The 23951-nt window shown below is 61.6% G+C and carries 18 protein-coding genes; 14 read left to right on the forward strand and 4 right to left on the reverse strand.

The window, feature by feature from the left end; translation table 11 throughout:
* Positions 1 to 11: 11 nt before the first annotated feature.
* On the reverse strand, positions 12 to 365 hold the full coding sequence (locus tag DCO48_RS10925; protein ID WP_116550620.1) for a hypothetical protein: 354 nt from the start codon (positions 363 to 365) through the stop codon (positions 12 to 14).
* 343 nt (positions 366 to 708) lie between these two features.
* On the opposite strand from DCO48_RS10925, the gene DCO48_RS10930 reads away from it, so the two are divergent.
* Positions 709 to 5574 (forward strand): NAD-glutamate dehydrogenase, encoded by a 4866-nt coding sequence (locus DCO48_RS10930; RefSeq protein ID WP_116550621.1) that lies wholly within the window; start codon positions 709 to 711, stop codon positions 5572 to 5574.
* 97 nt (positions 5575 to 5671) lie between these two features.
* Here the strand turns inward: DCO48_RS10930 and DCO48_RS10935 are convergent, their stop codons facing one another.
* The gene (locus DCO48_RS10935) at positions 5672 to 6490 is read right to left on the reverse strand and encodes a pyruvate, water dikinase regulatory protein (RefSeq protein ID WP_116550622.1); all 819 of its coding nucleotides are present in this window, start codon (positions 6488 to 6490) and stop codon (positions 5672 to 5674) included.
* Between the two features lie 177 nt (positions 6491 to 6667).
* Between DCO48_RS10935 and ppsA the strand changes: the two genes are divergently transcribed.
* The 10 genes from ppsA (at position 6668) to DCO48_RS10985 (ending at position 16260) form a co-directional block, all read left to right on the forward strand.
* Positions 6668 to 9043, forward strand: coding sequence for a phosphoenolpyruvate synthase (gene ppsA / locus DCO48_RS10940; RefSeq protein ID WP_116550623.1), 2376 nt, complete (start codon positions 6668 to 6670; stop codon positions 9041 to 9043).
* A gap of 110 nt (positions 9044 to 9153) precedes the next feature.
* A complete protein-coding gene (locus tag DCO48_RS10945) occupies positions 9154 to 10152 on the forward strand; it encodes an alpha/beta fold hydrolase (RefSeq protein ID WP_116550624.1) in 999 nt (332 codons plus the stop codon).
* Between the two features lie 52 nt (positions 10153 to 10204).
* Complete coding sequence (locus DCO48_RS10950) at positions 10205 to 10504, forward strand: Rieske (2Fe-2S) protein (RefSeq protein ID WP_116550625.1); 300 nt, start codon at positions 10205 to 10207, stop codon at positions 10502 to 10504.
* A gap of 91 nt (positions 10505 to 10595) precedes the next feature.
* Positions 10596 to 11084, forward strand: coding sequence for a ribonuclease E activity regulator RraA (gene rraA, locus DCO48_RS10955; protein ID WP_116550626.1), 489 nt, complete (start codon positions 10596 to 10598; stop codon positions 11082 to 11084).
* Between the two features lie 27 nt (positions 11085 to 11111).
* Entirely contained in the window at positions 11112 to 12107 is a 996-nt protein-coding gene (locus DCO48_RS10960; RefSeq protein ID WP_116550627.1) for a zinc transporter ZntB, read from the forward strand.
* A gap of 99 nt (positions 12108 to 12206) precedes the next feature.
* Complete coding sequence (locus DCO48_RS10965) at positions 12207 to 12455, forward strand: CrfX protein (RefSeq protein WP_116550628.1); 249 nt, start codon at positions 12207 to 12209, stop codon at positions 12453 to 12455.
* A 2-nt stretch (positions 12456 to 12457) separates the two neighbouring features.
* Complete coding sequence (locus tag DCO48_RS10970; protein ID WP_116550629.1) at positions 12458 to 13282, forward strand: mechanosensitive ion channel domain-containing protein; 825 nt, start codon at positions 12458 to 12460, stop codon at positions 13280 to 13282.
* 112 nt (positions 13283 to 13394) lie between these two features.
* Positions 13395 to 13961: an RNA polymerase sigma factor SigX gene (gene sigX / locus DCO48_RS10975; RefSeq protein ID WP_116550630.1), complete on the forward strand. Its 567-nt coding sequence runs from the start codon at positions 13395 to 13397 to the stop codon at positions 13959 to 13961.
* A gap of 109 nt (positions 13962 to 14070) precedes the next feature.
* The gene (locus DCO48_RS10980) at positions 14071 to 15105 is read left to right on the forward strand and encodes an OmpA family protein (RefSeq protein WP_116550631.1); all 1035 of its coding nucleotides are present in this window, start codon (positions 14071 to 14073) and stop codon (positions 15103 to 15105) included.
* A gap of 129 nt (positions 15106 to 15234) precedes the next feature.
* Positions 15235 to 16260: a quinone-dependent dihydroorotate dehydrogenase gene (locus tag DCO48_RS10985; protein WP_116550632.1), complete on the forward strand. Its 1026-nt coding sequence runs from the start codon at positions 15235 to 15237 to the stop codon at positions 16258 to 16260.
* Positions 16261 to 16354: 94 nt separating this feature from the next.
* Here DCO48_RS10985 and rmf read toward each other — a convergent pair whose 3' ends face one another.
* Positions 16355 to 16570: a ribosome modulation factor gene (gene rmf, locus DCO48_RS10990; RefSeq protein ID WP_010223328.1), complete on the reverse strand. Its 216-nt coding sequence runs from the start codon at positions 16568 to 16570 to the stop codon at positions 16355 to 16357.
* 540 nt (positions 16571 to 17110) lie between these two features.
* Here rmf and rlmKL point away from each other — a divergent pair.
* Positions 17111 to 19309, forward strand: a complete 2199-nt coding sequence (gene rlmKL, locus DCO48_RS10995) for a bifunctional 23S rRNA (guanine(2069)-N(7))-methyltransferase RlmK/23S rRNA (guanine(2445)-N(2))-methyltransferase RlmL (protein ID WP_116550633.1) — start codon at positions 17111 to 17113, stop codon at positions 19307 to 19309.
* Positions 19310 to 19408: 99 nt separating this feature from the next.
* Complete coding sequence (locus DCO48_RS11000; RefSeq protein ID WP_116550634.1) at positions 19409 to 21802, forward strand: diguanylate cyclase; 2394 nt, start codon at positions 19409 to 19411, stop codon at positions 21800 to 21802.
* 80 nt (positions 21803 to 21882) lie between these two features.
* Here the strand turns inward: DCO48_RS11000 and dacB are convergent, their stop codons facing one another.
* Positions 21883 to 23340 (reverse strand): D-alanyl-D-alanine carboxypeptidase/D-alanyl-D-alanine-endopeptidase, encoded by a 1458-nt coding sequence (dacB, locus tag DCO48_RS11005; protein WP_116550635.1) that lies wholly within the window; start codon positions 23338 to 23340, stop codon positions 21883 to 21885.
* Between the two features lie 215 nt (positions 23341 to 23555).
* On the opposite strand from dacB, the gene DCO48_RS11010 reads away from it, so the two are divergent.
* A complete protein-coding gene (locus tag DCO48_RS11010; RefSeq protein ID WP_116550636.1) occupies positions 23556 to 23900 on the forward strand; it encodes a YggL family protein in 345 nt (114 codons plus the stop codon).
* Positions 23901 to 23951: the final 51 nt, after the last annotated feature.

The following is a 23951-nucleotide window of genomic DNA, read 5'->3' on the forward strand; positions in this document are numbered from 1 at the left end:
TATCGCTCCTGTTACAACGCGCGGATGTAGGTGCCAGTGCCTTTGAGGATGTTCTGCAGGGTTTCCTCGATTTCGTCGAGGTCGCTGCCCGCGCTGGTCAGGAGGATTTCCAGATGATCGTCGCCGTGCAGCGCGTCGGCGTCGGCAGCGGCGATCTCGATCAGCAGGCGGTTGGCGCTCAGGGTGACTTTGAGGCCATCGAGGGTGGACGGTTCATCGTCCAGGGTGATGTCCACCGTGTCCTCGTCCGGGTAACGGGTCATGAGGAACATCTGACCGCTGTCGCTGTGGCAGCACAGGGTGGCCATGTTGTCTTCTTCGTCGTCGCAAGGGTTGGCGAAGAGCAGGGCGGTTTTCAGTTGCATGGAAATCTCGACAGGCGAATTGAAACGTCAGTGTGCCAGTCTTGGGCGGTGGGATAAATCGCCGGTTGCCCGTCAATGACCGAATATGTCGCAGCGCCGCAAGCAGCGGTGACCGGGCAGTCGTTAAGCTGCGCTGTCGATGGTCACCCGTAAAGACCCAGCCCACTTGGCGGCAGTCGTTTTTGCAGATGGCCATTGCGTGGAACGGTACGTACTGGGCTTGGTCCACATCCGTTCTTACAGGTTTTACCGTCTTCCGGCTGCGGGTTGGCTATCGTTGATCCGAGCACGGCGGACACGCGCGACGCTTCCTCAATAATAAAGCCCAAGCGGAGTACCACAGATGGCGTTCTTCACCGCAGCCAGCAAAGCCGACTTCCAGCATCAACTGCAAGCGGCCCTGGCGCAGCACATCAGCGAACAGGCACTGCCACAAGTGGCGCTGTTCGCCGAACAGTTCTTCGGCATCATCTCTCTGGACGAACTCACCCAGCGCCGCCTCTCGGACCTGGCCGGTTGCACCCTCTCTGCCTGGCGTATCATCGAGCGTTTCGACCACGCCGTCCCGCAAGTACGCGTTTACAACCCCGATTACGAGCGTCATGGCTGGCAGTCGACCCACACCGCTGTGGAAGTCCTGCACCATGACCTGCCGTTTCTGGTCGACTCGGTCCGCACCGAGCTGAACCGCCGCGGCTACAGCATCCATACCCTGCAGACCACCGTGCTCAGCGTGCGTCGCGGGGCCACCGGCGAACTGCTGGAGATCCTGCCCAAGGGCACCCAGGGCGACGGCGTACTGCAAGAGTCGCTGATGTACCTGGAGATCGACCGCTGTGCCAACACCGCCGAGCTGAACCTGCTGACCCGCGAGCTGGAGCAGGTGCTGGCCGAGGTGCGGGTGGCGGTCGCCGACTTCGAGCCGATGAAAGCCAAGGTGCGCGAGCTGCTGGCGCTGGTCGACCAGACCGAATACGCCCAGGCACAGGGCGAGAAAGCCGAGGTCAAGAGCTTCCTCGAGTGGCTGGTGGGGAACCACTTCACCTTCCTCGGTTACGAAGAGTTCGTGGTCCAGGGCGAGGCCGGCGGAGGTCAACTGGCCTACGACGAGCAGTCGTTCCTCGGCCTCACCCGCCTGCTGCGTGCCGGCCTGACGCCGGACGACCTGCGTATTGAAGAGTACGCCGTCAATTACCTGCACGAACCGCTGCTGCTGTCCTTTGCCAAGGCCGCGCACCCAAGCCGTGTGCACCGCCCGGCCTACCCGGACTACGTGTCGATTCGCCAGCTCGACGCCGACGGCAAGGTGGTCAAGGAATGCCGCTTCATGGGCCTGTACACCTCGTCGGTGTACGGCGAGAGCGTGCGTGAAATCCCCTACATTCGTGGCAAGGTCGCCGAAGTCGAGCGCCGCTCGGGCTTCGATGCCAAGGCCCACCTGGGTAAAGAACTGGCCCAGGTCCTCGAAGTGTTGCCGCGCGACGACCTGTTCCAGACCCCGGTCGACGAACTGTTCAGCACCGTGATGTCGATCGTGCAGATCCAGGAGCGCAACAAGATCCGCGTGTTCCTGCGCAAGGATCCGTACGGTCGCTTCTGCTACTGCCTGGCCTATGTGCCGCGCGATATCTACTCCACCGAAGTGCGGCAGAAGATCCAGCAGGTGCTGATGGAGCGCCTGAAGGCCAGTGACTGCGAGTTCTGGACCTTCTTCTCCGAGTCGGTATTGGCCCGCGTGCAGTTGATCCTGCGGGTCGACCCGAAAAACCGCATCGAAATCGACCCGAAACAGCTGGAGAACGAAGTCATCCAGGCCTGCCGTTCGTGGCAGGACGACTTTGCCAGCCTGACCGTCGAAAGCTTCGGCGAAGCCCAGGGCACCAACGTCCTGGCCGACTTCCCGAAAGGCTTCCCGGCCGGCTACCGCGAGCGCTTCGCTGCGCACTCGGCAGTGGTCGACATGCAGCACCTGCTGACCCTGTCCGAGCGCAAGCCGCTGGTCATGAGCTTCTACCAGCCGCTGACCCAGGCCGGTGAGCGCACGCTGCACTGCAAGCTGTACCACGCCGATACCCCGCTGGCACTGTCCGACGTGCTGCCGATCCTGGAAAACCTCGGCCTGCGCGTGCTCGGCGAGTTCCCGTATCGCCTGCGCCACGCCAACGGCCGCGAGTTCTGGATTCACGACTTCGCCTTCACCTACAGCGAAGGGCTGAACCTGGACATCCAGCAGCTCAACGACACCCTGCAGGACGCCTTCGTGCATATCGTCAACGGCGATGCCGAGAACGATGCATTCAACCGCCTGGTGCTGACCGCCGGCCTGCCATGGCGCGATGTCGCGCTGCTGCGCGCCTATGCCCGCTACCTCAAGCAGATCCGCCTGGGCTTCGACCTGGGGTACATTGCCAGCACCCTGAACAACCACACCGACATCGCCCGCGAACTGACCCGGTTGTTCAAGACGCGCTTCTACCTGGCACGCAAGCTCACCGTCGAAGACCTCGACGACAAGCAGCAGCGTCTGGAACAAGCCATCCTCAGCGCCCTGGACGACGTGCAGGTGCTCAACGAAGACCGCATCCTGCGGCGCTACCTGGACCTGATCAAGGCCACCCTGCGTACCAACTTCTACCAGCCGGATGCCCAGGGCCACGCCAAGTCGTACTTCAGCTTCAAGTTCAACCCCAAGCTGATTCCCGAGCTGCCGAAACCGGTACCTAAGTTCGAGATCTTCGTCTACTCGCCGCGTGTCGAAGGTGTGCACCTGCGCTTCGGCAATGTGGCCCGTGGTGGCCTGCGCTGGTCGGACCGTGAAGAAGATTTCCGCACCGAAGTGCTTGGCCTGGTCAAGGCCCAGCAGGTGAAGAACTCGGTGATCGTCCCGGTCGGTGCCAAGGGCGGCTTCCTGCCGCGTCGGTTGCCGCTGGGCGGCGGTCGCGACGAGATCCAGGCCGAAGGCATCGCCTGCTACCGGATCTTCATTTCCGGCCTGCTCGACATCACTGACAACCTCAAGGACGGTGGCGTGGTGCCACCGGCCAACGTGGTGCGTCACGATGAAGACGACCCGTACCTGGTGGTGGCGGCCGACAAAGGCACCGCAACCTTCTCCGACATCGCCAACGGCATCGCCATCGACTACGGCTTCTGGCTCGGCGACGCCTTCGCTTCCGGCGGCTCGGCCGGTTATGACCACAAGAAGATGGGGATTACCGCGCGTGGCGCCTGGGTTGGCGTGCAGCGGCACTTCCGCGAGCGCGGCATCAACGTCCAGCAGGACAGCATTACCGTGGTCGGCGTCGGCGACATGGCCGGCGACGTGTTCGGTAACGGCCTGCTGATGTCCGACAAGCTGCAACTGGTGGCTGCGTTCAACCACCTGCACATCTTCATCGACCCGAATCCGGAGCCGGCCAGCAGTTTCGCCGAGCGCCAGCGCCTGTTCGATCTGCCACGCTCGGCCTGGAGCGACTACGACACCAGCATCATGTCCGAGGGCGGCGGGATCTTCTCGCGTAGCGCGAAGAGCATCGCCATCAGCCCGCAGATGAAAGAACGCTTTGCCATCGAGGCCGACAAGCTGACCCCGACCGAGCTGCTCAATGCACTGCTCAAGGCACCGGTTGACCTGCTGTGGAACGGCGGTATCGGCACCTACGTCAAATCCAGCGACGAAACCCATGCCGACGTCGGCGACAAGGCCAACGACGCGCTGCGAGTGAACGGCAACGAGCTGCGCTGCAAGGTGGTAGGCGAGGGCGGCAACCTCGGCATGACCCAGCTGGGTCGGGTCGAGTTTGGCCTCAATGGTGGCGCCACCAACACCGACTTCATCGACAACGCCGGTGGCGTCGACTGCTCCGACCACGAGGTCAACATCAAGATCCTGCTCAACGAAGTGGTGCAGGCCGGCGACATGACCGAGAAGCAGCGCAACCAGTTGCTCGGCAGCATGACCGACGAAGTGGCCGGTCTGGTCCTCGGCAACAACTACAAGCAAACCCAGGCACTGTCGCTGGCCGCCCGTCGGGCGCGTGAGCGGATTGCCGAGTACAAGCGGCTGATGGCCGACCTGGAAAGCCGTGGCAAGCTGGACCGCGCCATCGAGTTCCTGCCAACCGAGGAGCAACTGGTCGAACGTCTGGCCGCCAACCAGGGCCTGACCCGGGCCGAATTGTCGGTATTGATCTCCTACAGCAAGATCGACCTCAAGGAAGCACTGCTCAAGTCGCTGGTGCCGGACGACGACTACCTGACCCGGGACATGGAAACCGCGTTCCCGCCGTCACTGGTCAGCAAGTTTGCCGAGGCTATGCGCCGCCACCGGCTGAAGCGCGAAATCGTCAGCACGCAGATCGCCAACGACCTGGTCAACAACATGGGCATCACCTTCGTCCAGCGCCTGAAAGAGTCCACCGGCATGAGCCCGGCGAACGTGGCCGGGGCTTATGTGATCGTGCGCGACATCTTCCACCTGCCGCACTGGTTCCGTCAGATCGAGGCGCTGGACTACCAGGTGCCGGCGGAAGTGCAACTGACGCTGATGGACGAGCTGATGCGCCTGGGTCGCCGGGCTACCCGCTGGTTCCTGCGCAGCCGCCGCAACGAGCAGGATGCCGGGCGTGACGTGGCGCATTTCGGGCCGAAGATCGCTGCGCTGGGGCTCAAGCTCGACGAACTGCTCGAAGGACCGACCCGTGAGCGCTGGCAGACCCGCTATCAGGGCTTTGTCGAAGCCGGTGTGCCCGAGTTGCTGGCGCGCATGGTGGCCGGGACCACGCACCTGTACACGCTGTTGCCGATCATCGAGGCGTCCGACGTTACCGGTCAGGACCCGGCCGAAGTGGCCAAGGCGTTCTTCGCCGTGGGCAGCGCGCTGGACCTGACCTGGTACCTGCAGGAAATCAGCAACCTGCCGGTGGAAAACAACTGGCAGGCGTTGGCCCGCGAGGCGTTCCGCGATGATATCGACCTGCAGCAACGGGCGATTACCATCTCGGTACTGCAGATGGTCGATGCACCGCAGGACATGGATGCGCGGGTGGCCCTGTGGCTGGATCAGCATCGGGTCATGGTCGAGCGCTGGCGCGCCATGCTCGACGAGCTGCGCGCGGCAACCGGCACCGACTATGCCATGTACGCGGTGGCAAACCGCGAGCTGGTGGACCTGGCAATGAGTGGTCAGGCGGCGGTCGTGCCGTCCTGAGTCTGCGCTGAATGAAGAAAGCCCCGGGGGTAACCGCCGGGGCTTTTTTCTTTACAGGCGGGCAGCAATGCTGCCTGCGCGATGAGCTCCGCAAGCCTTACTTGAAGCGGCGCTCCACGCCTTTTTCCACGAGGATCTTCGCGGAAATCTCTTCCACCGAGAAATGCGTGGAATTGATATGCGCAATGTTCTCGCGGCGGAACAGGTTCTCTACTTCGCGCACTTCGAACTCGCACTGGGCAAAGCTGGCATAGCGGCTGTTGGGCTTGCGCTCATGGCGGATGGCGGTGAGCCGGTCCGGGTCGATGGTCAGGCCGAACAGCTTGTGCTTGTGATTGCGCAGCGCCGACGGCAGTTGCAGGCGCTCCATGTCGTCTTCGGTCAGCGGGTAGTTGGCCGCGCGAATGCCGAACTGCATGGCCATGTACAGACAGGTCGGGGTCTTGCCGCAACGCGACACGCCGACCAGAATCAGGTCGGCCTTGTCGTAATAGTGGGTGCGCGCACCGTCGTCGTTGTCCAAGGCAAAGTTGACCGCCTCGATCCGTTCCATGTAATTGGAGTTGCCGCCGATCGAATGGGATTTACCCACCGAATACGAGGAGTGTGCGGTCAGCTCCTGTTCCAGCGGCGCCAGAAAGGTCGAGAAGATGTCGATCATGAAGCCATTGGAGGTCGCCAGGATCTCGCGAATGTCCTGGTTGACGATGGTATCGAAGATGATCGGGCGGGCGCCGTCCCGTTCAGCGGCGGCATTGATTTGTTGTACCATGACGCGCGCTTTGTCCACGGTGTCGATATACGGCTTCGTGAATTTGTTGAACGGAATGTTCTCGAACTGCGCTAACAGGCTTTGCCCGAGGGTCTCGGCCGTGATGCCGGTGCCGTCGGAAATAAAGAAAGCAGATCGTTTCATTTGCGCCATGGGCCTTAAGCTGGTGACGAATCTTGGATATGATACGTTCGGTTTGCCGAACGAGCATGCTCGGCATTCTCACTTATTTTCCAGGTCCAGGCCACAAGCGCCCGGACGGTCCCCCAGGGATACGCCGGCGTCCTGAGCTTTTCCAATACAGTTAGTGGAGAGATCACCTTGGTAGAGTACGTAGTTTCCCTCGATAAGCTCGGCGTCCATGATGTAGAGCATGTGGGGGGCAAGAACGCATCCCTCGGCGAGATGATCAGTAACCTCGCGGGCGCCGGTGTATCGGTTCCCGGCGGCTTTGCCACTACGGCTCAGGCGTACCGTGACTTTCTCGAGCAGAGCGGGCTGAACGAGCAGATCCATGCGGCGCTCGACGCGCTGGACGTGGACGATGTCAATGCCCTGGTCAAAACCGGTGCCCAGATCCGTCAGTGGGTCATGGACGCCGAGTTCCCGGCACGGCTGGACGCGGAAATCCGCAGCGCCTTCGCCGAAATGTCCCAGGGCAACCCGAACATGGCCGTGGCCGTGCGCTCTTCGGCCACCGCCGAAGACCTGCCGGATGCCTCGTTCGCCGGCCAGCAAGAGACCTTCCTGAACATCCGTGGCGTGGACAACGTGATTCGCGCGGCCAAGGAAGTCTTCGCCTCGCTGTTCAACGACCGCGCCATTGCCTACCGCGTGCACCAGGGCTTCGACCACAAGCTGGTCGCCCTGTCGGCTGGCGTGCAGCGCATGGTTCGCTCGGAAACCGGCACCGCCGGCGTGATGTTCACCCTCGACACCGAATCGGGCTTCCGTGACGTGGTATTCATTACCGGCGCCTACGGCCTGGGTGAAACCGTCGTGCAGGGCGCGGTCAACCCGGACGAGTTCTACGTCCACAAGCAAACCCTGGAAGCCGGCCGTCCGGCGATCCTGCGCCGCAACCTGGGTAGCAAAGCGATCAAGATGATCTACGGCGAAGAAGCCAAGGCCGGTCGTTCGGTCAAGGTGGTCGACGTCGAGCGCGCCGAGCGCGCACGTTTCTGCCTGAGCGATGCCGAGGTCAACGAACTGGCCAAGCAGGCGATGATCATCGAGAAGCACTACCAGCGGCCGATGGACATCGAGTGGGCCAAAGACGGTGACGACGGCAAGCTGTACATCGTGCAGGCCCGCCCGGAAACCGTGAAGAGCCGCTCCAGTGCCAATGTCATGGAGCGTTACCTGCTCAAGGAAACCGGCACCGTGCTGGTCGAAGGGCGCGCCATTGGCCAGCGTATCGGCGCCGGCAAGGTGCGGGTCATCAACGACATCGCCGAAATGGACAAGGTCCAGCCGGGCGACGTACTGGTTTCCGACATGACCGACCCGGACTGGGAGCCGATCATGAAGCGCGCCAGCGCCATCGTCACCAACCGTGGCGGGCGTACCTGCCATGCGGCGATCATCGCCCGTGAGCTGGGCATCCCGGCCGTGGTCGGTTGCGGCAATGCCACCCAGGTGCTGAAAGACGGCCAGGGCGTTACCGTATCCTGTGCCGAGGGCGACACCGGCTTCATCTTCGAAGGCGAGCTGGGCTTCGACATCCGCCAGAATTCGGTCGATGCCATGCCAGACCTGCCGTTCAAGATCATGATGAACGTCGGCAACCCGGACCGCGCGTTCGACTTTGCCCAGTTGCCCAACGCCGGTGTTGGCCTGGCGCGACTGGAGTTCATCATCAACCGCATGATCGGCGTGCACCCTAAGGCACTGCTGAACTACGCGGGCCTGCCGCCAGAGCTGAAAGAAAGCGTCGACAAGCGCATTGCCGGCTACAACGATCCGGTTGGCTTCTACGTCGAGAAACTGGTCGAGGGCATCAGCACCCTGGCCGCCGCGTTCTGGCCGAAGAAGGTCATCGTGCGTCTGTCGGACTTCAAGTCCAACGAATACGCCAACTTGATCGGTGGCAAGCTCTACGAGCCGGAAGAAGAAAACCCGATGCTCGGCTTCCGTGGCGCTTCGCGCTACATCAGCGAATCGTTCCGTGACTGCTTCGAGCTGGAGTGCCGTGCACTCAAGCGCGTACGCGACGAAATGGGCCTGACCAACGTCGAGATCATGGTGCCGTTCGTGCGCACCCTGGGCGAGGCCAGCCAGGTGGTCGACCTGCTTGCCGAAAACGGCCTGGGGCGTGGCGTCAATGGCCTGCGCGTGATCATGATGTGCGAGCTGCCATCCAACGCGATCCTCGCCGACGAGTTCCTCGAGTATTTCGACGGCTTCTCTATCGGTTCCAACGACCTGACCCAGCTGACCCTGGGCCTTGACCGCGACTCCGGGATCATCGCGCACCTGTTCGACGAGCGTAACCCGGCGGTGAAAAAGCTGCTGGCCAACGCCATCCAGGCCTGTAACAAGGCTGGCAAGTACATCGGTATCTGCGGTCAGGGCCCTTCGGACCACCCGGACCTGGCCAAATGGCTGATGGAACAAGGCATCGAAAGCGTCTCGCTGAACCCGGATTCGGTCCTCGAAACCTGGTTCTTCCTGGCCGAAGGCCAAGGCGCAGCCTGATCCTGTGAAGCGAACGGCTGCCGGCCAGAATGTGCCCGGCAGTCGATTCGCCGGTATTATTCAGGGCGTGATCCAGTGATGGGCCTCGCCCTTTTTTGTGCAAGAACACTATGCAAAGCAGCAGTACCCTTTTTCCCGTCGCCCTGCTCAGTGCCGAGCGTCGCGGTGACCTCAGCGAAGACGTCTATCGCCTGAAGGCCGGCAACAGCCCCGACCGTACCGTGGAGCTGGCGCTGACCCGCCTGGGCATGGCCGATCAGGTTGAGGTCCGTGGCACGCCGGTGATCTTGCTGCACGGCAGTTTTTCCAACCGGCGCTTCTGGTTCTCGCCCCGGGGTATCGGCCTGGGCGCGCACCTGGCGCGGGCCGGCTTCGACGTGTGGATTCCGGAGATGCGCGGGCACGGCCTGTCGCCGCGCAACCGCGAGTATCGCCACAACCGTGTGGCCGACTATGCCCGCTACGACCTGCCGGCCATCGCCGCGTTTGTTTGCGAACAGGCCGGGCAGGCGCCGCACTGGCTCGGTCACTCGTTGGGTGGTACGACCCTGGCTGCGGCGCTTGGCGGGCAGTACCTGGAGCCGTCTCAGGTGGCCAGCGCGGCGTTCTTTGGCACCCAGGTCAGTCGTACCTACTGGCCGCTGAAAATCCCACCCGTGGAGTGGAGCGGACGCCTGTTGCTCAAGCGCTTTGCGCATATTTCCGGCTCGCGGCTCAAGCGCGGCCCGGAGGACGAGCCGATTGGCCTGGCGCTGGAAAGCATGCGCTGGTTTGGCCTGTTCGGGCGCTTTGGCGACAAGCAGCGCGACTGGTGGGCCGGGCTCGCCGAGGTGCAACTGCCGGTACTGGCCGTGGCCGGTGCCGGTGATCATCAGGACCCGGTGTGGGCCTGTCGCAAGCTGTTCGAGCAATTGGGCGGCGAGCAGAAGTGCTTCCTGCGCCTGGGGCGCGAAGAGGGCTTCGACAATTTCGGCCATGTCGACATGCTGGTCAGCAAGGCGGCGCAGACGCAAGTGTGGCCGTTGGTCGAGCGCTGGCTACGCGATCCGCAGGCGATGATCCCGCGCGAAGAGGTCCGAGGCATTTCGCCAGAGCCGGCTAACGGTTAAGATGTGACGATTGTCGTGATTTTGGTCATTTTTGGTTTTTGAGCCATAACTTATGTTCGTTGCACTTGAGCGGCTGATCAATCTGCAGGAGGGCTACCGCCGTACCTTCCAGGTCAATGGCCAGCAGCTGTTGCTGCTGGTGCTGGACAATCAGCCGCTGCTGATCGTCGACCGTTGCCCGCATCAGGGCGTGGCCTTGAGCCTGGGGAGCGTGCAGGGCAATGTGCTGCGTTGTGCGCGTCACGGCTTCGCCTTCAGCCTGCCGGATGGCCAGGCTTTGCAACCCGGCTGCAACAGCCTGAGAGTGATTGCCTTGGCCTATGAAGGTGACCGCATCGGTATCGACGTGTAGCCTTGGCTAAAACTGCCGCGCCAAGCTTCGTCACTTCAATGAACGTGTGAAATCCGACTTGCATTTTCTTGCCCATCGACAGGAGTTTCCCATGCATTACCTCACGCCCGATCTCTGCGACGCCTACCCTGAGCTGGTAACCGTACTCGAGCCCATGTTCAGCAACTTCGGTGGTCGCGATTCGTTCGGTGGTGAAATCGTCACCATCAAGTGCTTCGAGGACAACTCGCTGGTCAAGGAGCAGGTTGACCTGGATGGCAAGGGCAAAGTGCTGGTGGTCGATGGCGGTGGTTCGTTGCGCCGTGCGCTGCTGGGCGACATGCTCGCTGAAAAAGCCGCCAAGAATGGCTGGGAAGGCCTGCTGATCTATGGCTGTGTGCGTGATGTCGACGTCCTTGCCCAAACTGACGTCGGCGTGCAGGCATTGGCCAGCCACCCGATGAAAACCGACAAGCGCGGTATCGGCGACCTCAACGTGGTGGTCACCTTCGCCGGTGTGACGTTCCGTCCGGGCGAATATGTCTATGCCGACAACAATGGCGTGATTGTCTCGCCAAGTCCGCTGAAAATGCCCGAGTAAGCGCTGAATACATCGACTGGAGTAGGGATGTTCGAGGAAGACAACGCGCAATGGGGGCTGGTGCATGCGCTGGTGCTGGATGGCAAGGGTGGCGCGCGCTCGATCGCTCGAACGGAGCTGGACGCCTTGGTCCTGCAGGCGGAGGAAAGCCTCTGGCTGCACTGGGACCGCAGTCACCCGCAAACCCGTACCTGGCTGCGCCAGGACAGCGGGTTGAATGAATTTGCCTGCGACCTGTTGCTTGAAGAGAACACCCGGCCGCGGCTATTGCCGCTGCCGGATGCACAAATGCTGCTGTTCTTGCGTGGGGTCAACCTCAATCCGGGTGCCGAGCCCGAAGACATGGTCTCGGTACGCATCTTTGCCCAGGCGCAACGGGTGATTTCGCTGCGTTTGCGGCCGTTGCGTGCCACTGACGAACTGTTGCAGCAGTTGGAGGAGGGCCGCGGGCCGAAAACCGCTTCGGAACTGCTGCTGACGCTCGCCCAACTGCTCACGGAAAAGGTCCAGGCGCTGGTCTCGGACCTCTCCGAAGTGGTCGATGCCGAGGAAGAAAAGCAAGAAACCGACGAGCGGTACACCCCCGAGCACGACGACCTGCAACAAATTCGCCGTCGTGCAGCCGGCTTGCGCCGATTTCTCGCACCGCAGCGGGAAATCTATGCGCAGTTGGCGCGCAACAAATGGCCGTGGTTCGTCGAAGACGATGCCGATTACTGGAACGAGCTGAACAACAGCCTGATCCGCTACCTCGAAGAGCTGGAGCTGACCCGCGAGCGGGTTGCACTGGTGCTGGAAAGCGAGGATCGGCGCCTGAGCCAGCGGATGAACCGGACCATGTACCGTTTCGGTATCATTACCTGCATTTTCCTGCCGATGAGCTTCGTGACCGGGCTGCTCGGCATCAACGTCGGCGGTATCCCTGGCTCGGACAGCCCCTATGGCTTCCTCTTTGCCAGCTTGCTGGTGCTGGCCCTGGCGCTTGGGCAGTGGTGGCTGTTTCGCCGCCTGCGCTGGGTATGAAGGGGGTGTTGGTGCGTTCAGTGAAGTTGCCCGTATTGGCCTTGCATGTGACCCGTTGTGCGACGGTCTCGTCTTTTACAGACATTGCGCGAGGTGCACATGCACGATCCGTTTGAAGAATCCCTGCGGGACATGCTCAAGTCATCGTCGTCCGGCCATGAGCGCGACGACGATGCTTGCCTGGGGCGTGTCCTGAAAACCGCCAATCGTCAGGTTGGCGCAGGTGATCTGTTCAAGTTGCTGGGCCGTTGGAGCCAGGCCTTGATGATCGCCGTGAACAATGGCTCGGCGCATGTCGCGCCGGTTCGCCGAACTGCTTCTGCCCGTAAAGCTGATAAGGCTGATTGAATATGGAACTTGATCTCTGGACCCAGAGTCTGGTCGCTGCAATGACTGCGTTGTGGACCAAGGTAGCGAACTTCATCCCCAATCTGTTCGGCGCCCTGGTGGTGGTATTGCTCGGTTTCGTGGTGGCCAAGCTACTCGACACCCTGCTGTCGAAACTGCTCGCCAAACTTGGCCTGGACCGCCTGATGGGGGGCACCGGGCTGACCAAGATGCTCAGCCGGGTTGGCATTCAGGTGCCGATTTCGACCCTGATCGGCAAGATCGTCTACTGGTTCGTGCTGCTGATCTTCCTCGTCTCGGCCGCTGAATCGCTGGGCCTGGAGCGGGTTTCCGCGACCCTCGACATGCTTGCCCTGTACCTGCCAAAAGTGTTCGGTGCAGCCCTGGTGCTGCTCTGTGGTGTGTTGCTGGCGCAAGTGGCCAATGGTCTGGTACGGGGTGCAGCCGAAGGCATTGGTCTGGAGTATGCGGCAGGCCTCGGGCGTATTGCCCAGGGTCTGGTCATTATCATCAGCATCTCGGTGGCAATCAGCCAGTTGGAGGTCAAAACCGACCTGCTGAACCATGTAATTGTCATCGGTTTGATTACCGTTGGTCTGGCCGTTGCGCTGGCCATGGGCCTCGGGAGCCGAGAAATCGCCGGGCAGATCCTGGCCGGAATTTACGTGCGTGAACTCTACCAGGTTGGCCAATATGTGCAGATTGGCGAGGTCGAAGGGCAGATCGAGGAGATCGGTACGGTGAAGACCACTGTGCTGACCGATGATGGCGAATTGGTTTCGCTGTCCAATCGAATCTTGCTGGAGAAGCAGGTCAATAGCCGCTAACCGGGCAAATCCTGCTAATGTATGCCGCCGCAAAATTGCCCAGGCAGGGCGAGCGGCGACGATGACCTGACTGTCGGCCAGATTTGTTTTGAATAAAGTTCACTCGCTGCCCATGCGTTACGACCCCCGCGAGCTCACTGATGAGGAGTTGGTGGCGCGTTCGCATGAGGAGCTTTTTCATGTGACCCGCGCGTATGAAGAACTCATGCGGCGCTACCAACGGACCCTTTTTAACGTGTGTTCACGTTATTTGGGGAACGATCGGGATGCTGACGATGTCTGTCAGGAGGTAATGCTGAAGGTGCTGTATGGCCTGAAGAACTTCGAGGGTAAATCGAAGTTCAAAACCTGGCTCTACAGCATCACCTACAACGAATGCATTACCCAATACCGCAAGGAGCGACGCAAGCGTCGGTTGATGGACGCCCTCAGTCTCGATCCGCTCGAGGAGGCCTCTGAAGAGAAGGCGCCGAAACCGGAAGAGAAGGGTGGGCTGGACAGATGGCTGGTTCATGTGAACCCCATCGACCGTGAAATTCTGGTGCTACGATTTGTCGCAGAATTGGAGTTTCAGGAGATCGCCGACATCATGCACATGGGCTTGAGCGCCACGAAAATGCGCTACAAGCGTGCGCTAGACAAGCTACGCGAGAAATTTGCGGGCCAGATTGAAACTTAGTCTGTCGCAAAATTCTCTAACGTACCGGCTAGTTCTGCTAAACTTGCCGGCGAGTTGTCCCCCGGATTTGGTGGGACTGCTTAACAATCACCAGATGGGGATTTAACGGATGAAATTGAAAAACACCTTGGGCTTGGCCATTGGTTCTCTGATTGCCGCTACTTCGTTCGGCGCTCTGGCACAAGGCCAAGGCGCGGTCGAGGTCGAAGGCTTCTACAAGAAAGAGTTCTTCGACAGCCAGCGCGACTTCAAAAACGACGGCAACCTGTTCGGTGGTTCGGTTGGTTACTTCCTGACCGACGACGTCGAACTGCGTCTGGGCTACGACGAAGTTCACAACGCTCGTGGCGAAGATGGCAAGAACATCAAGGGCTCGAACACCGCCCTGGACGCTCTGTACCACTTCAACAACCCAGGCGACGCCCTGCGTCCGTACGTATCCGCTGGTTTCTCGGACCAGAGCATCGGCCAGACCGGCCGTGGTGGTCGTAACGGTTCCACCTTCGCCAACCTGGGCGCTGGCGCCAAGTGGTACATCACTGACATGTTCTACGCCCGTGCCGGCGTTGAAGCGCAGTACAACATCGACCAAGGCGACACCGAGTGGGCTCCAAGCGTCGGTATCGGCCTGAACTTCGGCGGTAGCCCGAAGAAAGCTGAAGTTGCTCCAGCGCCAGTAGCTGAAGTCTGCTCCGACAGCGACAACGACGGCGTTTGCGACAACGTCGACAAGTGCCCAGACACCCCAGCCAACGTTACCGTTGATGCGGATGGCTGCCCGGCAGTTGCTGAAGTCGTTCGTGTTGAGCTGGACGTCAAATTCGACTTCGACAAGTCGGTCGTCAAGCCAAACAGCTACGGTGACATCAAGAACCTGGCTGACTTCATGAAGCAGTACCCACAAACCACCACTACTGTTGAAGGTCACACTGACTCCGTCGGTCCTGACGCTTACAACCAGAAGCTGTCCGAGCGTCGCGCTAGCGCCGTTAAGCAAGTTCTGACCAACCAGTACGGTGTTGAGTCGAACCGCGTTCAGTCGGTTGGCTACGGTGAAACCCGTCCGGTTGCTGACAACGCCACCGAAGCTGGTCGCGCTGTTAACCGTCGCGTAGAAGCTCAAGTAGAAGCTCAAGCCAAGTAATTGGTCTGATGCTCCAGAAAAGCCCGGCTTCGGCCGGGCTTTTCTTTGCCTGCGATTTATGCGGGCCTGTCTTCGGCAGGGCAGCGCCGCTATAATCGCTGCCTCTCCAACCTCGAGCTAAGCCCGCCCATGTATACCCTGGCCCGCCAGCTGCTGTTCAAACTGTCCCCGGAAACCTCCCACGACCTGTCGCTGGACCTGATCGGTGCCGGTGGCCGTCTGGGCCTCAACGGGCTGTTGGTCAAAGCCCCGGCCCAGTTGCCGGTGACGGTGATGGGGCTGCAGTTCCCCAACCCGGTTGGGCTGGCCGCGGGCCTGGACAAGAATGGCGCGGCCATCGACGGCTTTGCCCAGCTGGGCTTCGGCTTTGTCGAGATAGGCACGGTGACCCCGCGCCCGCAGCCGGGCAATCCGAAGCCGCGCATTTTCCGCCTGCCGGAAGCCACCGCGATCATCAATCGTATGGGCTTCAACAACCTCGGTGTCGACAACCTGCTCCAGCGCGTGCGCGCAGCGAGCTATAAGGGTGTGCTGGGGATCAACATCGGCAAGAACTTCGATACGCCAGTCGAAAATGCGGTGGACGATTACCTGATCTGCCTGAACAAGGTCTATGACCAGGCCAGCTATATCACTGTCAACGTCAGTTCGCCGAACACTCCGGGCCTGCGCAGCCTGCAGTTCGGCGACTCGCTCAAGCAACTGTTGGATGCGCTGGCGGTGCGCCGCGAGCAGCTGGCCGGCGAGCACCGCAAGCGCGTGCCGCTGGCGATCAAGATTGCCCCGGACATGACCGATGAAGAAACCGCGCTGGTTGCCGCTGCGTTGCTCGAAACCGGTATGGATGCGGTAATCGCCACCAACACCACGCTCAGCCGTGAAGGTGTCGAAGGCCTGCCATACGGCGACGAGGCAGGTGGCCTGTCGGGTGCCCCGGTGCGCGAGAAGAGTACCAACACCGTACGTGTGCTGGCCGGAGAGCTGGCCGGGAAAATGCCGATCATTGCCGCAGGTGGGATCACCGAAGGCAAGCACGCGGCCGAGAAGATCGCTGCCGGCGCGAGCCTGGTGCAGATCTATTCCGGCTTCATCTATAAGGGGCCAGCGCTGATCCGCGAGTCCGTGGATGCGATTGCTGCATTGCCCAAGACGTAAGCGGGCATAAAAAAGGGCCCCTTGAAAGGGGCCCTTGGGCCGCAGCCCGCCGCCCGGATAGGGCGCGCATGGTAACTAGAATTCAGATCCTCGTTCAGCCAACGGCGTGAAGTTCGTTGAGTCTATGGATACCCGCAGTGCCGGTCATACCGTCCCAGTTGTCGCCGCGTCCTTCCCGCCAGCCATTGATCCAGGCTTGGCGTACTGACGGTAGAGTAAAAGGGCAAAGCTCGCGGGATTTGCCGGTGACCCCATATTGGTAGCCACGTGAAAATGCTCGTTCCAACGGATCACGCTTAAGTCTTCTCATAGGGTGTTGCCCTCACTTGTTGACTGTAATGTCCCGTCGGCCTCGGCTGAGGCCGGGCAGAGTCGTTCTGCCGGTTTTAGCGCTCGCTGCCGGCGTGGCGAGCGGAAGTGTTGCCCCGTTGCGGTGACAACCTGAGTTGAGTTCTAACCAATGCAAGTCACACTGTGAATGACCGTTTTGTCATAAGGACGTAACCTTTCATAGGGTGAAAGGATAAGTAAAAAAATGATTCAAGAGGGGAATCCGGGCAAAGCCAGCTATGATCAGGCTTTGCTCGACGCTCACAGCAGATGGCCATCGTTGAGAGGCAGTTTCATTTAGCCGGTAGAAAGCGACGAAGGGTCATCCGCGCAATCATTTTTCTGTAAATTTTCATTCTGTCTGGGGATCAAAGACGTTTTGCCTTGTCGCAAAATTGCTCTCCCGGGTGGCCCGGCACTCACCGAGTGCCATTCGAACGCTTGCTGGAAGGGCGTTCGATCAAACAGCGGAAAGGCGATGCGTTGCCTTTTCACCTATTGCTCAAGGCTTGGATACCTCATGTCGGACCGTTTCGAACTTTATCTCACCTGCCCCAAAGGCCTGGAAGGCCTGCTCGCTGAAGAAGCGCGAGGGCTTGGCCTGGAAGACGTGCGCGAGCACACCTCGGCCATTCGCGGCGACGCCGACATGGAAACCGCCTACCGCCTGTGCCTCTGGTCGCGCCTGGCCAACCGCGTGTTGCTGGTGCTCAAGCGCTTCAACATGAGGAACGCCGACGACCTGTATGACGGCGTCAACGCTGTCGACTGGCAGGACCACCTGGAGTCCAATGGCAGCCTCGCCGTAGAGTTCAGTGGCCATGGTTCGGGCATCGACAATACCCACTTTGGTGCCCTCAAGGTCAAAGATGGCATCGTCGACAAGCTGCGTAATGCTGCTGGCGAGCGGCCGTCGGTGGACAAGCTCAACCCAGACCTGCGCGTGCACCTGCGCCTGGAACGCGGCGAGGCGATCCTCTCGCTGGACCTGTCCGGCCACAGCCTGCACCAGCGCGGCTACCGCCTGCAGCAGGGTGCCGCACCGCTGAAGGAAAACCTTGCCGCCGCCGTGCTGATCCGCGCCGGTTGGCCGCGCATTGCCGCCGAGGGCGGCGCGCTGGCGGACCCGATGTGCGGTGTCGGTACCTTCCTGGTCGAGGCGGCAATGATCGCTGCCGATATCGCGCCTAACCTCAAGCGTGAGCGCTGGGGCTTCACGGCCTGGCTTGGTCACGTGCCAGCGCTGTGGCGCAAGCTCCATGACGAGGCGCTGGCGCGCGCCGAGGCCGGGCTGGCGCGTCCACCGCTGTGGATCCGCGGTTACGAAGCCGACCCACGGCTGATCCAGCCGGGCCGCAATAACGTCGAGCGCGCCGGTTTGAGCGACTGGGTGAAGATCTATCAGGGCGAAGTCGGCAGCTTTGAGCCGCGCCCGGATCAGAACCAGAAAGGCCTGGTCATCTGCAACCCGCCGTACGGCGAGCGTCTGGGCGATGAAGCCAGCCTGTTGTACCTCTACCAGAACCTCGGCGAGCGCCTGCGTCAGGCCTGCCTGAACTGGGAAGCGGCGGTGTTTACCGGCGCCCCGGACCTGGGCAAGCGCATGGGCATTCGCAGCCACAAGCAATACGCCTTCTGGAACGGCGCGCTGCCGTGCAAGCTGCTGCTGATCAAGGTGCAGCCCGACCAGTTTGTCACCGGCGAGCGCCGGCAGCCCGAGCGTGAGCGCGGCAGCGATGCGGCGCAGCCGGCCGTGTCCCAGGCCAGCGAACCGGCGCGCCTGAGCGAAGGCGGGCAGATGTTCGCCAACCGCCTGCTGAAGAATCTCAAGCAACTGGGTAAATGGGCCAAGCGCGAGAACGTGACCTGCTACCGCGTCTACGATGCCGACATGCCGGAGTACGCCCTGGCGATCGACCTGTATCAGGACTGGGTGCACGTGCAGGAGTACGCCGCGCCCCGTTCGATCGACCCGGAGAAAGCCCAGGCGCGCCTGTTCGACGCCCTGGCGGCGATCCCGCAAGCGTTGGGGGTTGACCAGAGCCGGGTGGTGATCAAGCGTCGCGAGCGTCAGTCCGGCACCCGCCAGTACGAACGCCAGAGCAGCCAGGGGCAATTCACCGAAGTCAGCGAGGGCGGCGTCAAGTTGCTGGTCAACCTGACCGACTACCTCGACACCGGGTTGTTCCTCGACCACCGGCCAATGCGTATGCGCATTCAGCGCGAGGCGGCCGGCAAGCGCTTCCTCAACCTGTTCTGCTACACCGCCACGGCCAGTGTGCATGCGGCCAAGGGCGGCGCGCGCAGCACCACCAGCGTCGACCTGTCGAAAACCTACCTGGACTGGGCGCGGCGCAACCTGTCGTTGAACGGCTTTTCGGACAAGAACCGTCTGGAGCAGGGCGATGTCATGGCCTGGCTGCAAAACTGCCGCGAAGAATATGAGCTGATCTTCATCGACCCGCCGACCTTCTCCAACTCCAAGCGGATGGAGGGGGTGTTCGACGTACAGCGCGACCATGTCGAGCTGCTTGACCTGGCGGTTGCACGCCTGGCACCGGGGGGAGTGTTGTACTTCTCGAACAACTTCCGCAAGTTCCAGCTCGACGAGCGCCTGGCCGAGCGTTACGCCGTCGAAGAGATCAGCGCCCAGACCCTGGACCCGGATTTTGCGCGGAACACCAAGATTCACCGTGCCTGGCGCATTCAGGCACGCTGAAGCGTTTGCGCGAGGGGCTTCCGAGATTGTGGCAAGTAGCTATTATTGTTGCAGGGAGCCCCTGAAATTCGCTGCTGGTCGGCGTTATGAGTGCAATTTATGTCGATGCAGGTTTCGCGTCCGAAAATGCTCGGCTTCATCAGCGAGGACGTGTCTGCCTGGCTCGTCGCCCTTGTGGCGCTGGTGGCCGGCGGTCTGCTGACGGCATTGCTGGCACTGGCCGCGCATGGCCTGAGCCAGCAGCAGTTGCGCCAGCGCTTCGAGCTGCTGGCCAGCGAACGTTACAGCCGAATTGAAGAGCGCTTCGAGGACCAGGTGCAACGCCTGGACAGCTTGCGGCGCTTTTTTGTGTTTGCCACAGCAGTTACCCGCGCAGAGTTCGATGGTTTTGCCCGTCCCTTGTTGCAGCGTACCCAGGCGTACTCCTGGGCGCCGCGGGTGGTCGAAAGCGAGCGGGCGAACTTCGAAGCGCATGCCCGTGCGGTGCTCGGCGCCGATTTCACTATTCGTGAACTGACCCCCGCCGGCGTGTTGCGCGCGTCTCGTGCACGCGCGCTGTATTACCCGGTGTTGTATACCCAGGCGCTGAGCGAGCAGGTGCAGCCGTTCGGTCTGGACCTGATGTCGCAGAGCGTGCGCCAGTCGACCCTGGCGCGGGCGTCGATGCCCGGCTCCATGGCGGTGTCGGCGCCGCTGAATCTGGTGGGTGTGGACCCGAGTTACGCGCGTGGGGTGCTGGTGGTGGCACCGGTGTTCACGGCGCTGGCGCCGGAAGCCGAGCCTAAGGGGTATGTGATGGCGGTGCTGAGCATGCGCCAACTGATGGCCGACGGCTTGCCGGAGTCGGCGCAGGACAACCTGGTGGTGCGGATTCTCGACCTGTCGGGCCAGGCCGAGCATGAGGTGCTGTTCCAATCGGGCAACCAGGCAGCTGAGAGCAGCCTGGCGGCCAGTCACCTGTTGCACCTGGCCGACCATGACTACCAGTTGGAGATTCGCCCCAGTCTGGCCTTCATGCAGGCCAATCAGACCTCGGTGGTCGCGGCCGTGGGCTTTCTCGGCGGCCTGCTCAGCCTGTTGCTCAGCGCCTTGTTGTACAGCCTGTTTGGCCAGCGTCAGCGGGCCCTGACCCTGGTTGAGCAGCGCACCGCCGAGTTGCGCGTCAGCGAGCAGTCGTTGCGCGAGACCCACAACCAATTGCACAGTGTGCTGGAGGCAGCGACCCAGGTGGCGATCATCGCTACCAATTTGCGCGGTGTGATCAGCACCTTCAATGCGGGAGCCGAGCGAATGCTTGGTTATTGCAGTGAAGAAGTGATCGAGCACTTGACGCTGGAGGACCTGGTGCTGCCACAGGAGCTGCATGAGCGCGCGCATGCGCTGAGCCTGCGCTATGGCCGCGAGATCAGCGCGGCGCAGGCGATGCTGGCGGACACCCTGCAGGAGGGCGACAGCGAGCCGGGCGAGTGGACCTTGTTGCGTAAGGATGGCAGTCATCTGGTGGCGAACATGCTGGTCACGGCGGTGCTCGACGAGCATGGTTTGTGGGTTGGGCACCTGGCGATCTGCATCGACGTGACCGAGCGCAAGCGTGTGCACGAGGCGTTGGCGGCGCGTGATCGGTTGCTGGAAAAACTCAGTGCCGAGGTGCCTGGGGGGATTTACCAGTTCCGTCTGGACCCGGATGGCCGCTCGTGCTTCAGCTATGCCAGCGAGGGCCTGCGTGACATCTACGAGATCGAGCCGCAGTTGTTGCGCGAGGATGCCACGGCGGTGTTCGAGCGTATCCACCCGGACGACCTGGCGCGGGTGCGCACGTCGATTCGTTATTCGGCCGATCACCTGACGCCCTGGCGTGAAGAGTACCGGGTGCAGTTGCCAGTGGCCGGGTTGCGCTGGGTGAGGGGCGAGGCGACTCCGGAGATGATTCCCGAGGGTGGGACCTTGTGGCATGGCTACCTGACCGACATTTCCGACCTGAAACGGGTGGAGGAAGAGTTGCGGGCGTTGTCGGTGACCGATGCGCTGACCGGCATTCACAACCGGCGTTACTTCCAGGAGCGGCTCAAGGCCGAGCTTGAACGCGCGCAGCGTGATATGCAGGATCTGGCGGTGATCATGCTGGATATCGACCATTTCAAGCGGATCAATGATCAGTTCGGGCATGCTGTGGGGGATCATGTGTTGCAGAGTTTGTGTCAGCGGATCAATCACCGCTTGCGGCGTACGGATGTGTTTTGTCGGCTCGGGGGGGAGGAGTTCATGGTGCTGTGCCCGGGGAGTAATGCCGCGCAGGCGTATACCCTGGCGATGGAGCTGTGGCAGGGGGTGAGGAATGTACCTGTGGATGGGGTTGGGCGGGTGACCGCGAGTTTCGGAGTTGCCGGCTGGCGGCCGGGGGAAGGCGCTGATGCCTTGTTGCTGCGGGCGGATTCGGGGGTGTATGCGGCGAAGCAGGCGGGGCGTGACCGGGTTGAGCAGGAGTTGCCGTGAGTGGGGTAATCGCCGGCAAGGCCTGCTTCCACAGGGGGTGTTAGCTGTTAGGGGGGGCAGTACCCCCCCCTACCACCAACTTACAACTGACTCGCCACTGTAGCCAGCTTCGGCTGCCGATACAGATCCAGCAGTACCTGATCCAGCACCGCCGAAGCGCCCCACGGCCGAGGGTCATTCAGAATCGCCACCACTGCCCAGGTGTTGCCGTTGCTGTCCCGGCTAAACCCGGCAATTGCCCGCACCGTATTCAGCGTGCCGGTCTTGATGTGCGCCTCACCGGTCATGGCTGTGCGTTTGAGTCGTTTGCGCATCGTCCCGTCCATCCCGGTCAATGGCATCGAACTGATGAACTCCGCTGCATACGGGCTCTTCCACGCCGCCTGTAGCAACGCCGCCATCTCCCGTGCACTGACCCGTTCGGCCCGCGACAGCCCCGAACCGTTCTCCATGATCAGGTGCGGCGCGGTGATGCCCTTCTTCGCCAGCCATTGACGAACCACACGCTGCGCCGCCCGCGCATCGTCGCCATCGGCGTCGGTGCGGTATTGCGCACCCAGGCTCAGGAACAACTGCTGCGCCATGGTGTTGTTACTGTATTTGTTGATATCGCGAATGATCTCGACCAGGTCCGGAGAGAACGCTCGCGCCAGCAAGCGCGCACTCTTCGGCACCTGGTCGACCCGATCGGCCCCACGAATGCTGCCGCCCAGTTCGTTCCAGATGGCCCGCACGGCGCCTGCCGCATAGGTCGGATGGTCGAGCAGCGACAGGTAGGTTTGCGAGTTGCAGCCTTCGCCCAGTTGCCCACTGACCGTTACGCTGACGCCATCGGCCTGGACCACCGGGTTGTAACGTACATCGCCGGTGCACTGCTTGCTGGCCACGGCCTTGACCTGGTTGTCGATACGGATATTGGCAATCGGTGGCTCGACCGACACCAGCACCCGGCCACCGTCGTTGCGTGCCACAAAGCGCAAGGCCTTGAGGTTGACCAGCAACGCGTCGGGCTTGACCAGGAACGGCTTGTTCTCGTCGCCGCCGTCATCGTTGAACGCCGGCAACTGCGGCTGTACGAAGTGACTGCGGTCCAGTACCAGGTCACCGCTGATGTTCTGCACGCCATTGGCGCGCAGGTCGCGCATCAGCAGCCAGAGCTTTTCCATGTTCAGCTTGGGGTCGCCGCCGCCCTTGAGGTACAGGTTGCCGTTGAGCGTACCGTTGCTCAGCGTGCCGTCGGTGTAGAACTCGGTTTTCCACTGGTGGGTCGGGCCGAGCATTTCCAGGGCGGCGTAGGTAGTCACCAGCTTCATGGTCGAGGCTGGGTTGACCGAGACGTCGGCGTTGAAGATGGTCGGCGTGCCTGGGCCGTTGAGCGGCAGCATCACCAGCGACAGGGCCGAGTTATCCAGCTTGTTGGTCTTGAGCGCCTGCTGCACCTTGGCCGGCAGGGTGGTACTTATCGGATCGGCATGGGCCGGCATGGCCAGGGGAAGGAACAGGCCAGCGAGGAGAAGCGAGCGAAGTGAAGTCATCATGTGCACTGAAACCCTGCGAGCGAGGGGTGAAAAAAACCGGGCTGAATAAGATGATGGCCCCGGTGTGGAAAAATATAGCGCGCATTATGCCCCAAGGTGGCAGCCCGTGTGCCCCCCGAATGGGCCAAGTGGCCGGGAAATCTCAGCTTTTAGTCGGGCAGACAGGGCTCGGAACTGGTAAAGTGCCGCGCGTTAATACTCAAGAGGATTGTTTCATGGCCACTAACCGTTCCCGCCGTCTGCGCAAAAAACTGTGTGTAGACGAATTCCAGGAGCTGGGTTTTGAGCTGAACCTGGGCTTCAAGGAAGACCTGTCCGAAGAAGCCATTGATGCCTTCCTCGACGCCTTCCTGACCGACGCAATGGATGCCAACGGCCTGGACTACGTCGGCGGCGACGACTTCGGTCTGGTCTGCAAGGCTGAACGTGGTTCGGTTACCGAAGCGCAGCGCGCTAAGGTCGAAGCCTGGCTCAAAGGCCGCGACGAAGTAGTCAAGGTCGAAGTCAGCCCATTGCTGGACGCCTGGTACCCAGAGAAGCCAATCAACCCGGCTTCCTGATACCTCGCTCAAGCGGCAGCCTCCGGGCTGCCGTTTTTGCTTAAGCCCTCG

It is taken from the genome of Pseudomonas sp. SDI (assembly GCF_003105155.1).
GTDB lineage: Bacteria > Pseudomonadota > Gammaproteobacteria > Pseudomonadales > Pseudomonadaceae > Aquipseudomonas.

What these genes read in the sequence shown, in the direction of transcription:
- DCO48_RS10945 (WP_116550624.1), top strand. Translation starts at nt 9,154, where the DNA reads ATGCAAAGCAGCAGTACCCTTTTTCCCGTCGCCCTGCTCAGTGCCGAG.
- DCO48_RS10980 (WP_116550631.1), top strand. Translation starts at nt 14,071, where the DNA reads ATGAAATTGAAAAACACCTTGGGCTTGGCCATTGGTTCTCTGATTGCC.
- sigX (WP_116550630.1), top strand. Translation starts at nt 13,395, where the DNA reads ATGCGTTACGACCCCCGCGAGCTCACTGATGAGGAGTTGGTGGCGCGT.
- DCO48_RS10960 (WP_116550627.1), top strand. Translation starts at nt 11,112, where the DNA reads ATGTTCGAGGAAGACAACGCGCAATGGGGGCTGGTGCATGCGCTGGTG.
- DCO48_RS11010 (WP_116550636.1), top strand. Translation starts at nt 23,556, where the DNA reads ATGGCCACTAACCGTTCCCGCCGTCTGCGCAAAAAACTGTGTGTAGAC.
- rraA (WP_116550626.1), top strand. Translation starts at nt 10,596, where the DNA reads ATGCATTACCTCACGCCCGATCTCTGCGACGCCTACCCTGAGCTGGTA.
- DCO48_RS10930 (WP_116550621.1), top strand. Translation starts at nt 709, where the DNA reads ATGGCGTTCTTCACCGCAGCCAGCAAAGCCGACTTCCAGCATCAACTG.
- DCO48_RS10985 (WP_116550632.1), top strand. Translation starts at nt 15,235, where the DNA reads ATGTATACCCTGGCCCGCCAGCTGCTGTTCAAACTGTCCCCGGAAACC.
- rmf (WP_010223328.1), bottom strand. Translation starts at nt 16,570, where the DNA reads ATGAGAAGACTTAAGCGTGATCCGTTGGAACGAGCATTTTCACGTGGC.
- DCO48_RS10950 (WP_116550625.1), top strand. Translation starts at nt 10,205, where the DNA reads ATGTTCGTTGCACTTGAGCGGCTGATCAATCTGCAGGAGGGCTACCGC.
- dacB (WP_116550635.1), bottom strand. Translation starts at nt 23,340, where the DNA reads ATGATGACTTCACTTCGCTCGCTTCTCCTCGCTGGCCTGTTCCTTCCC.
- DCO48_RS10965 (WP_116550628.1), top strand. Translation starts at nt 12,207, where the DNA reads ATGCACGATCCGTTTGAAGAATCCCTGCGGGACATGCTCAAGTCATCG.
- DCO48_RS11000 (WP_116550634.1), top strand. Translation starts at nt 19,409, where the DNA reads ATGTCGATGCAGGTTTCGCGTCCGAAAATGCTCGGCTTCATCAGCGAG.
- DCO48_RS10935 (WP_116550622.1), bottom strand. Translation starts at nt 6,490, where the DNA reads ATGAAACGATCTGCTTTCTTTATTTCCGACGGCACCGGCATCACGGCC.
- DCO48_RS10925 (WP_116550620.1), bottom strand. Translation starts at nt 365, where the DNA reads ATGCAACTGAAAACCGCCCTGCTCTTCGCCAACCCTTGCGACGACGAA.
- DCO48_RS10970 (WP_116550629.1), top strand. Translation starts at nt 12,458, where the DNA reads ATGGAACTTGATCTCTGGACCCAGAGTCTGGTCGCTGCAATGACTGCG.
- rlmKL (WP_116550633.1), top strand. Translation starts at nt 17,111, where the DNA reads ATGTCGGACCGTTTCGAACTTTATCTCACCTGCCCCAAAGGCCTGGAA.